16 protein-coding genes and 1 CRISPR repeat array are annotated in these 15,365 nt (G+C 71.8%); of the genes, 12 read left to right on the forward strand and 4 right to left on the reverse strand.

From position 1 onward, the window contains the following. The first annotated feature begins 7 nt into the window (after positions 1-7). The 9 genes from cysD (at position 8) to UA75_RS25275 (ending at position 10,026) form a co-directional block, all read left to right on the forward strand. Positions 8-973 (forward strand): sulfate adenylyltransferase subunit CysD, encoded by a 966-nt coding sequence (gene cysD, locus UA75_RS25230; protein ID WP_083683592.1) that lies wholly within the window; start codon positions 8-10, stop codon positions 971-973. Continuing rightward, the gene (locus tag UA75_RS25235; protein ID WP_083683594.1) at positions 973-2,352 is read left to right on the forward strand and encodes a sulfate adenylyltransferase subunit 1; all 1,380 of its coding nucleotides are present in this window, start codon (positions 973-975) and stop codon (positions 2,350-2,352) included. Before cysD ends, UA75_RS25235 begins: the two co-directional genes overlap by 1 nt. Positions 2,353-2,462: 110 nt before the next feature. Beyond that, a complete protein-coding gene (locus UA75_RS25240; RefSeq protein WP_075742376.1) occupies positions 2,463-3,560 on the forward strand; it encodes an ABC transporter substrate-binding protein in 1,098 nt (365 codons plus the stop codon). A 24-nt stretch (positions 3,561-3,584) separates the two neighbouring features. Further along, positions 3,585-4,571: an ABC transporter ATP-binding protein gene (locus tag UA75_RS34760; RefSeq protein ID WP_232237429.1), complete on the forward strand. Its 987-nt coding sequence runs from the start codon at positions 3,585-3,587 to the stop codon at positions 4,569-4,571. Then, a complete protein-coding gene (locus UA75_RS25255) occupies positions 4,558-5,472 on the forward strand; it encodes an ABC transporter permease (RefSeq protein ID WP_075742377.1) in 915 nt (304 codons plus the stop codon). The genes UA75_RS34760 and UA75_RS25255 overlap by 14 nt, the downstream gene beginning before the upstream one ends. 149 nt (positions 5,473-5,621) lie before the next feature. Next, positions 5,622-6,347, forward strand: a complete 726-nt coding sequence (locus tag UA75_RS25260) for a sirohydrochlorin chelatase (protein WP_232237430.1) — start codon at positions 5,622-5,624, stop codon at positions 6,345-6,347. Between the two features lie 222 nt (positions 6,348-6,569). Beyond that, on the forward strand, positions 6,570-7,373 hold the full coding sequence (locus UA75_RS25265; RefSeq protein ID WP_075742379.1) for an enoyl-CoA hydratase-related protein: 804 nt from the start codon (positions 6,570-6,572) through the stop codon (positions 7,371-7,373). A gap of 181 nt (positions 7,374-7,554) precedes the next feature. Beyond that, a CRISPR array of direct repeats spans positions 7,555-7,888; the repeat unit is 28 nt; unit sequence GTCTTCCCCGCGTACGCGGGGGTGTTCC. A 254-nt stretch (positions 7,889-8,142) separates the two neighbouring features. Next, a complete protein-coding gene (locus tag UA75_RS25270) occupies positions 8,143-8,982 on the forward strand; it encodes a class I SAM-dependent methyltransferase (protein WP_075765566.1) in 840 nt (279 codons plus the stop codon). Between the two features lie 270 nt (positions 8,983-9,252). Beyond that, the gene (locus UA75_RS25275) at positions 9,253-10,026 is read left to right on the forward strand and encodes a class I SAM-dependent methyltransferase (protein ID WP_157434426.1); all 774 of its coding nucleotides are present in this window, start codon (positions 9,253-9,255) and stop codon (positions 10,024-10,026) included. A 193-nt stretch (positions 10,027-10,219) separates the two neighbouring features. Here the strand turns inward: UA75_RS25275 and UA75_RS25280 are convergent, their stop codons facing one another. Together UA75_RS25280 and UA75_RS25285 are read right to left on the reverse strand one after the other, a co-directional pair. Continuing rightward, the gene (locus tag UA75_RS25280; protein WP_075742382.1) at positions 10,220-10,570 is read right to left on the reverse strand and encodes a barstar family protein; all 351 of its coding nucleotides are present in this window, start codon (positions 10,568-10,570) and stop codon (positions 10,220-10,222) included. Positions 10,571-10,643: 73 nt separating this feature from the next. Further along, positions 10,644-10,895: a hypothetical protein gene (locus UA75_RS25285; RefSeq protein ID WP_157434427.1), complete on the reverse strand. Its 252-nt coding sequence runs from the start codon at positions 10,893-10,895 to the stop codon at positions 10,644-10,646. A gap of 30 nt (positions 10,896-10,925) precedes the next feature. Between UA75_RS25285 and UA75_RS25290 the strand changes: the two genes are divergently transcribed. After that, positions 10,926-11,891: a zinc-binding dehydrogenase gene (locus UA75_RS25290; RefSeq protein WP_075742383.1), complete on the forward strand. Its 966-nt coding sequence runs from the start codon at positions 10,926-10,928 to the stop codon at positions 11,889-11,891. Continuing rightward, on the forward strand, positions 11,888-12,415 hold the full coding sequence (locus tag UA75_RS25295) for a GNAT family N-acetyltransferase (RefSeq protein WP_075742384.1): 528 nt from the start codon (positions 11,888-11,890) through the stop codon (positions 12,413-12,415). The genes UA75_RS25290 and UA75_RS25295 overlap by 4 nt, the downstream gene beginning before the upstream one ends. Before the next feature lie 78 nt (positions 12,416-12,493). Here the strand turns inward: UA75_RS25295 and UA75_RS25300 are convergent, their stop codons facing one another. Together UA75_RS25300 and UA75_RS25305 are read right to left on the reverse strand one after the other, a co-directional pair. Then, positions 12,494-13,138 (reverse strand): MOSC domain-containing protein, encoded by a 645-nt coding sequence (locus UA75_RS25300; protein ID WP_075742385.1) that lies wholly within the window; start codon positions 13,136-13,138, stop codon positions 12,494-12,496. A 189-nt stretch (positions 13,139-13,327) separates the two neighbouring features. Continuing rightward, positions 13,328-14,353 carry an NAD(P)H-dependent flavin oxidoreductase gene (locus UA75_RS25305; RefSeq protein WP_075744197.1) on the reverse strand — a complete coding sequence of 342 codons (1,026 nt, stop codon included), beginning with the start codon at positions 14,351-14,353 and terminating at the stop codon, positions 13,328-13,330. 110 nt (positions 14,354-14,463) lie between these two features. Between UA75_RS25305 and UA75_RS25310 the strand changes: the two genes are divergently transcribed. Then, positions 14,464-15,219, forward strand: coding sequence for a DUF4383 domain-containing protein (locus UA75_RS25310; protein ID WP_075742386.1), 756 nt, complete (start codon positions 14,464-14,466; stop codon positions 15,217-15,219). Positions 15,220-15,365 lie beyond the last annotated feature (146 nt).

Consider the following 15,365-nt stretch of genomic DNA (forward strand, 5'->3'; position numbering starts at 1 on the left):
GGGGCAGATGAACACCGCACCGACGACCGGGACGACCGCCGAGCCCGAGACGGTGCACGCTCGGGCGGCGACGCCGAACAGGACGCTCTCCGGGCTGGACACGCTGGAGTCCGAGGCGATTCACGTCTTCCGCGAGGTGGCAGGCGAGTTCGACCGGCCGGTGGTGCTGTTCTCCGGCGGCAAGGACTCCACGGTGCTGGTCCACCTGGCCCGCAAGGCGTTCTGGCCCGCGCCGGTGCCCTTCGCCCTGCTGCATGTGGACACCGGCCACAACTTCCCCGAGGTCATCGAGTTCCGGGACCGGCTGGTCGCCGAGCACGGGCTGCGGCTGGAAGTGGCCCACGTCCAGGACTGGATCGACGACGGCAGGCTGACCGAACGGCCCGACGGCACCCGCAACCCGCTCCAGACGGTGCCGCTGCTGGACAGCATCGCCGAGCAGCGGTTCGACGCCGTCTTCGGCGGCGGGCGGCGCGACGAGGAGCGGGCCAGAGCCAAGGAGCGCATCTTCAGCCTGCGCAACGCCTTCGGCCAGTGGGAGCCGCGCCGACAACGCCCGGAGCTGTGGAACCTCTACAACGGCAGGCATCGGCCCGGTGAGCACGTCCGGGTGTTCCCGCTGTCGAACTGGACCGAGCTCGACGTCTGGAACTACATCGAGCGGGAGGGCATCGAGCTGCCCTCGATCTATTACGCACACCGCCGCGAGGTCCACCTCCGCGACGGGATGCTGCTGGCCGCCGGGCCGTGGGGCGGCCCTCGGGCGGACGAGGAGGTCGTCGAGCGCCTCATCCGCTATCGCACGGTGGGCGACGGCTCCTGCACGGGCGCGGTGGAGTCCTCGGCGAGCACGGTCGCCGAGGTGATCGCCGAGGTGGCTGCGAGCAGGCTCACCGAGCGCGGGGCCACCAGGGCCGACGACCGGATGTCGGAGGCCGCGATGGAGGACCGGAAACGAGAGGGCTACTTCTGATGAGCGCCGGCGAGCAGATCGACTCTCTTCGGCTGGCCACGGCGGGCAGCGTCGACGACGGCAAGTCCACGCTGGTCGGCAGGCTGCTGCACGACACGAAGTCGGTGCTGGCGGATCAGCTCGAGGCGGTCCACCGGGTGAGCACGGCGCGCGGTCTGGCCGAGCCGGATCTGTCGCTGCTGGTCGACGGCCTGCGGGCCGAACGGGAACAGGGCATCACCATCGACGTCGCCTACCGGTACTTCGCCACCCCCCGCCGGTCGTTCGTGCTGGCCGACACCCCAGGCCACGTCCAGTACACGCGGAACACCGTCACCGGGGCGTCCACCGCCCAGCTGGCGATCCTGCTGGTGGACGCCCGCCGGGGCGTGGTCGAGCAGACCCGTCGGCACGCCGCCGTGGTGGCGCTGCTGGGCGTCCCGAGACTGGTGCTGGCCGTGAACAAGATCGACCTGATCGACTACGACGAGGCCGCCTTCCGCACCATCAGCGCCGAGTTCGCCGCCCACGCCGCCGCGCTGGGCTATGCCTCCGACGCGGTGGTGTCGATCCCGGTCTCCGCGCTCGTCGGGGACAACGTGGTGACCGCCTCCACCAGAACACCCTGGTACGCGGGCCCGACGCTGCTCGATCACCTGGAGACGGTGCCAGTGGCGCCGGACCCGCACGACGTGCCGTTCCGATTCGCCGTGCAGTACGTGATCCGCCCCCGCACGGCGGAACATCCCGACTATCGCGGTTATGCGGGCCAGGTCGCGGCGGGCGTCATCCGGCCGGGTGACGAGGTGAGTGTGCAGCCTGCCGGGCTGCGCAGCCGCGTGACCCGCATCGACACCTCGGACGGGCCGCTGGACGAGGCGGTGGCTGGCCGGTCGGTGACGCTGCTGCTCGCCGACGAGCTGGACATCGGCCGGGGCGACCTGATCAGCGACGTCGCCGAGGCGCCGCAGGCGGTGACGGAGATCGACACCACGGTGTGCTGGCTGGCGGAGAAGCCGTTGCGACCCGGCGCGCGGGTGCTCGTCAAGCACGGCGCCCGCACGACGCAGGCGGTGGTCTCGGAGCTGGTCGTCCGCTTCGACGAACAGCGGCTGGTGTCGGTGGCCGCCCCCGAGGAGCTGCGGCTCAACGAGATCGGCCGGGTGTCGCTGCGCACGGCCGATCCGCTGCCGGTGGACGACTACGCGATCAGCAGGCGGACCGGGGCGCTGCTGATCATCGACCCCGCCGAGGGGAACACGCTGGCCGCGGGCCTCGTCGGGGTGCCGCTGCGAGCCCTGCAGGAGACGGCGGACGCCGCCGAGCCTGCCGTGCCGGGGCTCCGCGACGAGCCGGTGACGGGTGCTGAACACGCCGATCGGGCGACTGCGAGCCGCTGACAGACACCACATCGGAGACGTGCTCGCCGCCGAACCGTCGGCGGCGAGCCGATTCCACGCCCCTTCGCCGCGAGGGCGAAGGCTTCAACAGGATCAGGGAAGGCTGACAGATGGACCCGTCTCCTCCAGGCCTGCGCCGCGCGGTCTCCGCCGCGCTGGTGGTGCCGATCGCACTGATCCTGTCCGGGTGTTCGCGGCTCGAGCGGGAACCCGCCGAGCAGACCGCCGGAGCCGCCGATCAAGGTCCGGCGGACGTGGTCAACCTCGGGTACTTCCCGAACATCACCCACTGGTCGGCGCTGATCGGCGTCAGCGAGGGCCGTTTCGAGGAGGCGCTGGGCGACACCCGGCTGGAGACCCACACGTTCAACGCGGGTCCGGACGCCGTCAACGGTCTGCTCGGCGACTCCCTCGACATCCAGTTCATCGGCTCCAATCCGCCGTTGAGCGCCTACGAGCAGTCCGACGGCACGCACACCCGGCTGATCGCGGGCGTCACCTCGGGCGGCGCCCAGCTCGTCGTCGCCCCGGAGATCGAGTCGGTCGACGACCTGCGCGGCGGCACGATCGCCACCCCGCAGCTCGCGAACACTCAGGACGTCGCGGCGAAGAAATGGCTGTTCGACAACGACATCGAGCAGGGACCCGGCGCGGATCAGATCGAGGTCTCCAATGTGGACAACGCGGAGACGCTGGCGCTGTTCCGCGACGGCCAGCTGGACGGCGGCTGGCTGCCGGAGCCGTGGTCGTCCCGCCTCGTCATCGAGGCCGACGCCGAGGTGCTGGTGGACGAGCGGGACGAGTGGCCGGACGGCCGCTTCCCCACCACGGTGATCATCGCCCGGACCGAGTTCCTGCGGGCGCACCCGGAGACGGTCGAGGCGATCCTGCGGGCCCACGTCGAGACCGTCCGGTGGGCGCGGGAGAACCCCGAGGAGGCCAAGAACGCCGCGAACGAGGAGCTGGCGCGGCTGACCGGCAACCCGCTGGAGGAGGCCGTGGTGGACCGGGCCTGGGAGAACATCGAGCCGACCTGGGACCCGGACGCCGCAGGCTTCCCGCAGCTCGCGGAGAACTCCGTCGACGCGGGCCTGCTGGACGAGGCACCCGAGTTGACCGCCTTCAGCGACCTGCGGCCGCTCAACCGAGTCCTGGCCGAACTGGGTGAGGAACCGGTCGACGACGCGGGCCTGGACGACGAGTCCTGATCGGAGAAGGATCGAGGAGCAGGCATGACGGTGACGCTCACGGACGAGACGGACCTCGACGCCCACAGTCGACCGGCGGTCTCGGTGTCGAAGGTGGTCAAGCAGTTCGGGCACGGCCAGGACGCGGTGGTGGCCCTGGACGGGGTCGACCTGACGGTGACGCCGGGCGAGTTCGTCTGCCTGCTGGGCGCCTCGGGGTGCGGCAAGACGACGCTGCTCAACCTGCTCGCGCGGCTCGACCAGCCCACCTCGGGGACGGTCACGATCAACACCTCGCGGCCTGCGGTGATGTTCCAGGAGCCCGCGCTGATGCCGTGGCTGACGGCGCGACGCAACGTGGAGCTGCCGCTGCGGCTGGCGGGGATGCGGGCGGCGCCGAGGCGGGCCCGTGCCTCGGAGCTGCTGGAACTGGTGCGGCTGGGCGGGCAGGGGGACAAGCGCCCGCATGAGCTGTCCGGCGGGATGCGGCAGCGAGTTGCCCTGGCCAGGGCGCTGGCCTCCACGGGCCACGCCCCGGACGGGTCGACCGACGGGGTCGTCCCGACCGGCTCAGCAGGCGGGGGCGCGACCTCGGGCACGCCGAACGGCTCCGGGGCGCCGGGGCGAGCGCAGAGCACGGCGGTTCACCGGGACGGCGTCCGCGGGCGCCGGGCAGGCGCGGCCCCGGCGGGATCGGGCAGCGGCCCGGCCCGCCCAGGCCACGACGCGGGCGCCGCCGAGGTCGCGGCGCATCGGCTGCTTCTGATGGACGAGCCCTTCGGCGCCCTGGACGCCATCACCCGCGACGTGCTTCAGGCGGAGCTGCTCCGCGTGTGGCGAGCCACCGGCACCTCGGTGCTGTTCGTCACGCACGACGTGCGGGAGGCGGTCCGGCTGGCCCAGCGGGTCGTGCTGCTGTCCTCGCGGCCGGGTCGGGTCGTGCAGGAGTGGTCCTCCGACGGCAGCGAGACCCTGGTCGAGGAGATCACCGACCGGCTCCGGGAGGTGATCTCCAGCCATGCCCGAGCCTGACATCGACCAACGGCCGGGCCCGTCGGATCGCTCGCCGGTGGAGACGATCGACCTCGGCCGGGTCGGCGCGGGTCTCGACGCCCTCGACACCCCGGCGGAGCGCCGTCCGCCCGCCTGGCGACGGGCCCTGTCCGGGGTGCTGCCGCCGCTCGTGGCCATCGGCCTGCTGCTGGCGATCTGGCAGGGGTTATGGGCGTTGGCGCTGTGGCCGGAGTTCCGACTGCCCGCTCCCGCTGCGGTCGGTACCGAGATCTGGGGCATGGTGCGGACCGGGGAGATCTTCCCGGTGCTGTGGACCTCGCTGCATCGGGCGATCCTCGGCTTCCTGATCGCCGTCGCGGTGGCGACCCCGCTGGGGCTGCTGGTGGCCAGGGTGCGGGTGGTCCGCGCCGCCGTCGGCCCGGTGATCACCGGCCTGCAGAGCCTGCCCTCGGTGGCCTGGGTGCCCGCCGCCGTGCTCTGGTTCGGGCTGACGCCGACGACGATCTTCGCGGTGGTCCTGCTCGGCTCGGTGCCCTCGGTGATCAACGGCCTGGTCGCGGGCGTCGATCAGGTGCCGCCGATCCTGACCAGGGCCGGTCAGGCGATGGGAGCGGGCCGGATCTCCGGCGCCCGCCACATCCTGCTCCCGGCGGCGCTGCCCGGTTACCTGGCGGGCTGCAAACAGGGCTGGGCGTTCTCCTGGCGCTCGCTGATGGCCGCCGAGCTGATCGCGGCCTCGCCGCAGCTCGGCATCGGCCTCGGCCAGACCCTCGAGCAGGCCCGCTCGTTCAACGACATGCCGGGCGTCCTGGCCGCCATCCTGTTGATCCTGCTCGTGGGCGTGAGCGTGGACCTGCTGGTGTTCCGGCCGCTGGAGCGTCGGATACTGCTCGCCAGGGGCCTGTCGGGGGTGGTGTAGTCGAGGCCGTGCCGTCTGGGGACCGGACGCGGCGGGCTGCCCGGCGCTGACGTGTTCGAGGCGGAGACGGCTCGACAGGGTCGACACCGCCAGGTCCGACGCAGAGAAGTCCGACACCGAGAAGTCCGATGCAGAGAAGGCCGAGGCTTGTGAGTCCGACGCTGGTGGCCGTGGCGCACGGCAGCCGAGATCCTCGTTCGCCCGCGACGATCGACAGCCTCGTGGCGGGTCTGCGCCGAGCACGGCCTTCCATGCCGGTGCTGCCCGCCTACCTCGAACTGTCGGCGCCGCCGCTCGACGAGGTGCTCGACGAGGTCGACACGGAGTCGGTGCTAGTGCCCCTGCTGCTGGGCCACGCCTATCACGCCGGGGTGGACATCCCGACCGCCGTCGAGCGGGCCCGCCGCCGTCGACCGTCGCTGCGGGTGGCGGTCGCCGACGTCCTCGGGCCGGATGAGCGGCTGGAGTCGGCGGCGCTGCGCAGGCTGGCCGAGGCGGGCATCCGGCCGGGCACGCCGGAGGTCGGCGTGGTGCTCGCGGGCGCGGGCTCCTCGCAGGAGCAGTCGAACTCCCTGGTGCGTCGGGTGGCCGAAGACTGGGCACGGCACCACGGCTGGGCAGGAGTGGTGCCCGCATTCGCCTCGGCGACCGGCCCCACCGCCGCCGAGGCCGTCGCCGAGCTGCGCGCGGCCGGTGCCGAACGGATCGCGGTCGCCCCGTGGTTCCTCGCCCCAGGACTGCTGCTGAACCGGGTGATCGAGGGGGTCCGGGCCGATGAGCCTGCCGCCGTGCTCGCCGAGCCGATGGGCGCGGCACCGGAGCTGGTCGACCTGGTCCTGGACCGCTACGCGGCGGCGGCTCGCTCGTCAGGCTGAGGCCGGACGGGTGTCACCGGCTCGGATTCCCGCCGTCGCGGCTGCTCGGGGCGGCTGTCGGCTGTCGGCAGGCTGGAGGGGCTCGACGGCTCGGGCACGGCCGAGCAGTCCGAGGTTCAGGGGTAGGCCGCCCACCACGCCTGCGGAGATCGACGAATCGGCGTCCCCGAGTCGCCACGCACTCCTGCCGAGAGCACGTCCCGGTCGCCTAGGGTCGGCCAGATGACCGAGAACCTCGTGCGGCATCGCGTCGCGGACGGCACGGCGACGATCACCCTGGACTCCCCGCACAACCGCAACGCGCTGTCCGCCCGGCTGCGTCGCGAACTGCGTGACCTGCTGATCGCGGACATCGCCGACGAGTCGGTGCGCGTCATCGTGCTCGACCACACCGGCCCGGTGTTCTGCTCCGGCATGGACCTGCGGGAGTCCAGGGGTGCGGGCGCGGCGGATCAGGGCGTGAACGAGTTCCCGGAGCTGCTGGAGCTGATCTGGACCAGCCCCACGCCGGTCGTCGCCCGACTCGCCGGACCGGCGCGGGCAGGCGGGGTCGGCCTCGTGGCCGCCGCCGACATCGCGGTGGCCGCCGACACGGCGACCTTCGCCTTCTCCGAGGTGCGACTCGGAGTGGTGCCCGCCGTCATCTCGGTGACCGTCCTGCCTCGGCTCGCGGCCAGGGCCGCCCACGAGCTGTTCCTCACCGGCGAGACCTTCGACGCCGCGCGGGCCGTCGACATCGGACTGCTGAACTCGGCCGTGGCCGCCGAGGATCTCGACGCCGAGGTCAGCCGGATGACGCGCATGCTGGCGGCGGGCGGACCGGCGGCGCTGGCCGCGACCAAGGCGATGCTGCGCAGCCCTCGATCGGGCCGGCTCACGGAGGAGTTCGCCGACATGCTGGCGCTCTCGGCACGCCACTTCGCAGGAGCGGAGGGGCAGGAGGGCATGCGGGCCTTCGCCGAGAAGCGCCCGCCGTCCTGGGTGCCCGCCGACGGGCCGCCGGGCTCGGCGGCCGGGCGAGGCTGAGCGCCCCGGCGGGACGGCGGCCGGTCGACTTCCCCGATCGGCGCGAGACCGCCGGGATGCAGGCGGCAAGCGAGACGTCGTCTATCAGTCGCGTTCGTCCCGGCAATGTGATCGACATCGAGACTCATCCGAAGTGAACGAGAATCCGGTTACCCGCCGGTAGACCAGCAGGTCAGCAAGGGTCTTCCCCGCGTACGCGGGGGTGTTCCGCGTCAGAGCCCGTCGTCCAGGGCGTCGGCCACGTCTTCCCCGCGTACGCGGGGGTGTTCCAAGGGGGCGGCGGCGATGGTCGATGCACTCCCAGGTCTTCCCCGCGTACGCGGGGGTGTTCCCACGGTGAGCCCGCGCTGCCCGCCATCGCCGATATCTTCCCCGCGTACGCGGGGGTGTTCCCGGCAGCAGGCCCTCCGGAGCACCGTCGACCGGATCTTCCCCGCGTACGCGGGGGTGTCCCCCGCTGCCGCATCCGAAAGTCCGGGCGGGCGACATCTTCCCGGCGTACGCGAGGGTGTTCCTGCAATCCCTGTTCCCGCTGTGGACACTCGGGGCTTCCTCGTGAACGCCGGGTGATCCGACAGGCCGATCCAACGCGAGCCCCTGACCGGCGCGCACGCACCGTGTCGCACCCAGGAACACCGATCCCGTCGGCTACGCCGATACCCGCCCGCCCGGCTCGCCGCCACCGCCCGCCCGCATGACTCGGCAGGCCCGCTCGGTCTGTCGAACCGCCGTCGTATCGGCCGTGTCTCCTACACTGGGTGTCCTAGCGATGACGGAGGGTGGGGTGGCGATGCGTCAGTCGAGGGATCAGCCGGAGCAGGCCGGGGTCGTCCTCCCGGTCGATCCGTCCGAGACACCGGGGCCGTCGGGCGCCGCCGACCCGTCCGACCCGGCCTACGAGCGGGCGTTCGCCGCCTTCCTCGCACACACCGATCAGAAGCGTCAGATGTGGGCGCATCTGGAGTCGATCGTCGCCGATCTGCCGCGTCACGACGTGCTGATCGACGCAGGGGCAGGCGAGGGCGGCACAACGGCGTGGCTGAGCGGCTCGTTCCGGCGGACCATCGCCGTCGAGCCCAACTCCGTGCTCCGGAAGCGGCTGCACATGGTCTGTCCGACCGCGACGGTGCTGCCGAGCCGAATCCTGGAGACCACGCCGGACGCGCGAGGCGACCTGGTGCTCAACTCCCACGTCCTCTACTACATCCCCCGGCCGGAGTGGCCAGCCGTGCTGGCCAGGCTCGCGTCGTGGATCTCCCGACGCGGTGAGCTGATCGTCGTGTTGCAGAACCCGGACAGCAGCGCCATGGGGATGGTCCGCCACCTGACCGGCCATCGCTTCGACCTCACCTCCGCCGCCGAGGAGTTCATCACCGGCGATGCGGGCGGGCGGTGGGTCGTCCGGGTCGAGACGAGCCCGGCGCGGGTACGCGCTCCGGATCTGGAGACCGCCACGACGATCGCCGAGTTCATCCTGGGCATCACGCCCGTGGAGGCACATCCCGAACGCGCCGCAGTGTCGGAGTACGTGCAGGAACACTTCGTCGCCGCCGACGGCTCCTACACCATCGACTGCACCCAGGACTTCCTGCGGCTCAGACGCCCCTGATCGGGCAGGCTGCGGGTCGCCGAGGTCCACCCGGCGGTTCATGGCACGCACGACGGGACGGCGGCCCTGGCGGATTCGGCAGACTCCGCCCCCCGCCTGGGCGTCGGCGCAGCGCCAGCAGGGTGCGGCGACTCGACAATAGCTCGGCGCTCGGGCCTGATCAGCCGGGCTGACGGCCTTGGTTCGACCGGCGATCCACCGCCCGCGACCGTGCCTGCCCGACGTCAGACGCCCGGCGCCCGACCACGACTTCGGGACGAGGAGGTCCCCGTGTCATCAGAGCAGATCATGAGCACGCTGCCCGCGCTCGATCCGGCGGGCGAGGGCTACCAGGAGGCCTTCGCCGCCTACCTTGCACACAGCGACGAGGCGGCGGTGACCAGGCCCCGGCTGGATCGCATCGTCGCGAGTCTGCCGGAGCGGCTGGAGTTCATCGACGTCGGTGCGGGCTTCGGCCGGACGGTGCGCTGGTTCGTCGACTCCTTCGCGCACGTCGTCGCGATCGAGCCGAATCTCGAGCTGCATCACCGGATCACGCTGGCCGCGCCCGATGCCGAGGTGTTGGGGGGCTCGATCCTCACGGCACAGCCCCGCCTGCCCGCCGACCTGGTGCTCTGCTCTCACATCCTCTATTACGTGCCTCGGCAGGACTGGCAGGCCTGCCTGAACCGAATGGCATCCTGGCTGTCCGAAGAGGGCGAACTGGTCGTGCTGCTGCAGAATCCGGACAGCGACCTGATGCGGCTGCTCCACCGGTTCACCGGCAGGCGTTTCGACCTCGCCGAACTGCTCCCCGCCACGCGCGACTCGGGCTGGTCCGTGGTCCTGGACACGGTGCCGTCGATCCTCGCCGCACCGGATCTCGACACGGCATTGATGATCTTCCGCTTCTTCCTCAGCGGCATCACCAGCGTTCCCACCGACGAACGACGCCCGGCCCGGACCCGCGCGGAGCTGACCAGGCAGCTCGACCGGCATCGGCTCGACGACGGCGGCTACCGGATGAGCTGTACCCAGGACGTCCTGCGCCTCCGACGGCGCTGATCACCGTGGGCCTGGGAGGCCTGCGGCATGGGCGGGGCGGGGCGGGGCTGGGGCGGGGCGGAAGCGACATGCCGGGCTGCTCGAGGACACCGGACGGATCACACCAGGTCCGCCGCTCGTCAGATCTCGGCGCCGAGTGTGAGCCCCGGAACGACGAAGCGTGCTCACGGCAACAGCACCGCGGCGACTCGGCTCAGACCTCGACGAAGACGACGGACAGCTTTCGGTCGCCCGGCTCGTCCTGCTCGACGGCGTCGAGCACCGCACGCCGAATCCGAGGGAAGCCCGCCGGATCACGGTCGGCGTAGCCCGCCGGGTCGACCCAGACGAGCCGGTGCTCGCCCTCTTCGAGCCAGGACAGGTCGGTCAGGCAGTCGTAGAGGGCGTCGAGGTTGTGGCCGAAGGTCTCGGGAAAACCGAGCAGGCGCGCGATCGCGTCGATGACCTCGGCGGAGTCCGCCAGTTCTCGACCGTCCAGGACGTGCGGCCAGGCGCCGTCGGCCTGCGCCTGCTCGATCGCCTCGACGACCAGGTCCCAGCTCATCGCTGCACGAGCCAGGCGACGAGGACCAACAGGATCAGTCCGATCAGGACGAGCGTGATGCGACGGGGAGAGTTCACGCCGGGCCTCCCGACGCTCGACGGACACCCGTGTCGATCACTTCGCGGACGTCGTCGGGCTGCGGCGTCCGGCCGCTGCGCCTGGCGAAGAAGGCGGAGACTCGATCGACGCCACGATCGATCAGGAACGCGGCCAGCCAGCACAGCGGCGCCAGAATCAACATGACCAGCGCGAACTGGAGGACGAACGGCGACTGGACGAGCCACAGTTCGACCCCGTCCCACCACCCGGTCATCGAAGACACCACGCCTGCGAGCCTACGCGGTAGGTTCGAAGCATGTTCGCCGTATACGCCAGTGCGCCCGATGTCGACGACCCGCTCACGGGGCTGACCATCGGGGAACGGCCGGAGCCGTCGGTGCCGGAAGGGTGGGTGCGGGTCGACGTGCGGGCGGCCAGCCTGAACATGCACGACGTCTGGACCCTGCGCGGCGTGGGCATCGCGGCCGAGTCCTTTCCGATGATCCTGGGCTGTGACGGCGCGGGCGTGCTGGCCGACGGTACCGAGGTGCTGATCCACCCGGTGATCAACGCGCCGGGCTGGCGGGGCGACGAGACGCTGGATCCGAAGCGGACACTGCTCACCGAGCGTTATCAGGGCACCTTCGCGGACTCGGTGGTCGTGCCTGCGGGCAACGTGGTCCCCAAACCCGCCGAGTTGTCGTTCGTCGAGGCCGCGACGCTGGGCACCGCCTGGCTCACGGCGTACCGGATGCTCTTCGTGCAGGCAGGCGTGCGGCCGGGCCAGACGGTGCTGGTGCAGGGCGCCTCCGGCGGCGTGTCGACGGCGCTCATCCAGCTCGCGAGCGCGGCAGGCGCCCGCGTCTGGGCGACAGGCCGCACCGAGGAGAAGCGTGCGCTGGCGTCGAGCCTCGGTGCCCACGCGACCTTCGAGACCGGCGTCCGACTCCCCGAACGAGTGGACGCGGTCTTCGAGACCGTCGGCAAGGCCACCTGGTCGCATTCGCTGAAGTCGCTCAAGCCGGGCGGCACCGTGGTGGTCGCAGGCGCCACGTCCGGCCCGGACCCGAGCGCCGACCTCCAGCGGGTCTTCTTCCTCCAGCTCCGCGTCCTGGGTTCGACGATGGGCACCAGACAGGAGCTGGTCGATCTCGTGTCGTTCCTGCGCCTGCACGACGTCCGCCCGCAGATCGGGCTGACGCTGCCGTTGGAACAGGCCACGGCAGGCTTCACGGCCATGCTCGGCGGGGAGACGGCAGGAAAGATCGTGTTCACGAGATGAGTCCGGCGCGCGTCGAGGTGATCCGACTGGACGAGACCGTTCACGCGGTGATCGACCTGGCCAGACGCGCGCAGGCCGCAGTGGGACAGCCGGGGGCCGACCGGGCGGCCGGTCATCTGGCCGGCCTCGAACCCGTGCCCGGCCTGCTCACGATGGGGGCGCATCAGCAGGATCGGCTGGTCGGCGTCCTCGTCGGCTGGCCGTGCGGAGCCCGCCCCCTGTGGGCGGCACTGGTGCAGCCTGCCCTGGCGGCCGCCGGGCACACCTCCTGGCTGACCGGCTCCTTCGAGGTCGCGGAGCTGCACGTCGAACCGGAGTTCCACGGCACGGGCGTCGGCACGATGCTGCTCAGGTCGCTGGGCGAACGGATCGAGCAGGACCGGCTCGTGCTGCAGGCCGACGTCACCAACCGACGGGCCCGCGAGTTCTATCGACGACGGGGATTTCGCGTGCTCACCGGCCCGTTCCGCACGGTGAACCGCCGCAGGGCGCTGGTCCTGGGGACCGTGCTCCCGATGCGCTGACCGCGGACGGACTCGGAGCGGCAGCCGGTCGGCGGGCAACGACGACCGCAGAGCGACGCAGCGACGAACGGCGGCGTGTCAGCGCGCCGCGAGGGCCATGCGGCTTCTGACGTCCTCGGCCCAGGGCTCGGGGAGATCGCCAAGGGCCTGGCGCACGTGATCGTCCAGTTCGCGCTTACGGCCGCGCAGCACGCCGAAGACCTCGGCGACGGTCACGCCGTGGTCGGGGGTGCTCAGGATCTCGATCGGCGCCCCGGCCCACACGGCGCCCGGTTCCTCCACCGCGAAGTAGGCGCCCGGCCGACCGTGTTCGGTGAAGCGCTTGATCAGGCTCTGGGCGGACCAGAAGCCCGCGAAGACCCGGCAGGGGATGCGCGGGCCGGTCACGCGGAGGACGGTCTCGCCCACTCGAACCCGCTGGCCGATCACCAGGTCGTTGACGTCGGCGTCCGCGACGCTCAGGTTCTCGCCCGCGTTGCCCGGCACCAGTTCGCGGCCGATCACCGACGACCAGTGTGCGAGATCGTCGACGCCGAAGGCGTACACGGCCTGATAGGAGGCGCCGTGATTCGCCGTGTCCACCACGGTGTCACCCGTGACGCCGCCGAGGGCGACGTGCACTCGGCCGTCCACCGGACGCTTGTCGATGCCGGTGCGACCCAGTTTCCCGGTCCAGTCGCCGGTCCTGACCACGGCGAGGTTGACTGAGCGCACGGTCCCCATGACGGCAACGCTAAAGAGTCGGCAGCCGCGTTGTACAGGGGATTCCGGATGATCGTCCGTCGTCACACCCCCGAAGCGGCCGCTCAGCCGTCGACCGGGGCCGAGCGACGTTCCCTGCCGTGCGCGGCTGTCTCCCACCGGCCCAACGACCGGGTCGGGCCAGGCGGGCGGGCGCTACACCGTGTCTGCTCAGGCCGAGCGGCCGATCTCCGCTCCCCACGCCGCCACCAGCTCGGCGGCGGGGAGTTCACGGGTCTCGTCCGCGCCAAGGCCCGCCCAGGCGGACATCCGCTCCGGGTCCTCGGCGGCGCCCGCCGCAGCGCGCACCGGGGCGGTCAGGTGATGGATCTCCGGGTAGGCCGCCGGGGCGTGCGCGGTCAGCTCGGTCATCATCTCGTTGACCAGGCCGCGCGCGGGCCTGCCGGTGAACGCCCTCGTCAGCGCCGTCCCCCGGCGCTGGGTGAGCGCCGACCGGTGCGCGGTCTTCGTGCCCGCCTCCGGGCTGCGTAGGAACGCCGTGCCGAACTGTCCTGCGCCGGCCCCGGCCGCGAGCACCTCACGGAGCGCCCGGCCGTCGGTGAGGCCGCCTGCCGCGATCAACGGCAGCGTGGTCTGAGCGCGGACCAGTCCGATCAGGTCGAGCAGCGGGTGGGTCGGGCCGCCCGCCTCGGAGCGGCCGTCGTCCACGAAGACCGCTCGGTGGCCGCCCGCCTCGATGCCCTGAAGGCACAGGCCGTCCGTACCCGCCGCGACCGCCTGTCGCGCCTCGTCCGGGCTGGTCACGGTGACGACCACCTGACTGCCGACCCGCTGAAGTCGTCGCACGTCCTGGGCGGCGGGCACGCCGAAGGTGAAGGAGACCACGGGCACCGGCTCGGCGAGCAGCAGCGCCAGCTTGGCGCGGTAGTCGTCGTCGTCCCAGCGGGGTTCGCCCGGCGCGACGCCGAGGGGACGTCCCTGGTCGGCCACCAGCTCGCGAAACGCCGACAGGTCCGCACCGGAGGGCTCGCCGGGCACGAAGAGGTTCACGCCGAACCGGCATCGGCTGAGGCTGCGGACCCGATGAATCTCGGTTTTCACCCGATCGGGCGAAAGATAGCCGGCAGCGAGGAAGCCGAGTCCGCCCGCCTCGCCCACGGCGACGACCAGTTCCGGCGTGCTCACCCCGCCCGCCATCGGCGCCGCGACGATCGGAACACGCAACTCATTCACCACGTCAGCCACCGTAGTCGCAGTTCGGGGGCCGAGGGACGTGCGACCCGACGAGACCCGGAGCACACTGGACACCTTCCGGACCCGCCTCCATCCATGCGAGGGAGCGGAACATGAGAATGAATCAATACCTGCCGGTCGGGCACCCGCTGAACAAGATCTACCGGGTCGGCGCGGGACTGATCGGCGCCGGGCTCATCGTCTTCGGGCTGCTCGGCTTCATCAACCGCCTGACCTTCTTCTCCATCGAGGGCGACCGCGTCCTGGGCCTGTCCAGCAACGGTCTGCTTTCCTTGATCTCGGTGATCGTGGGCGTGATCCTGATCGGCTCGGCCGTCATCGGCGGCGTCGTCGCCTCCACCACGGCCGTCGTCATCGGGCTGTTGTTCCTGTTGTCCGGCCTGGTGAACCTCGCTCTGCTGGAGACCCCGCTCAATCTGCTCGCCTTCGAGATGCAGAACGTGGTGTTCAGCCTCGTGGTCGGGATGCTGCTGCTCTTCCTGGGCCTCTACGGGCGGCTCAGCGGCGGACTGCGGGAGGACAACCCCTTCGTCCGAGCCCGGCACCACGAGGACCCGAGCGTCGACCACAGCGCGGAGGAGACGGCGGAGCGCAGGCGGCTGGCGGAGATCCAGCCGATCGCCGACGCCGAGTACGCCGTGGCCCAGGGCACCGCGACCCCGGAACAGCAGCGGCTGGTGGCCGCCGACGCGCAGGAGCGTGCCGAGATCGCCCGCCGCGAGGCCTACCGCCGATACGAGGACGAGCATGCGGCGGGCACCGTGCCTGCGCAGGAGGAGCGGAAACGGCAGTCGTCTCGACGCGGGTCACGCGGCCGACACCGCAGGCCGCCGACGATCCGCGCCTGATCGGTGCGGCCCGCAGCACACCGACGCGCAGCACACCGACACAGCGTGCAGCGCGAACCGGCGCTGCGGAGTGCCGTGCAGGCAAGGCTCCGCGGCACCCGTCCGGCGGCGAGAAGCACTCGGCCGGGTTCGGATGCAGCGGGATC

It is taken from the genome of Actinoalloteichus sp. GBA129-24 (assembly GCF_001941645.1).
GTDB classification, from domain to species: Bacteria; Actinomycetota; Actinomycetes; order Mycobacteriales; family Pseudonocardiaceae; genus Actinoalloteichus_A; species Actinoalloteichus_A fjordicus.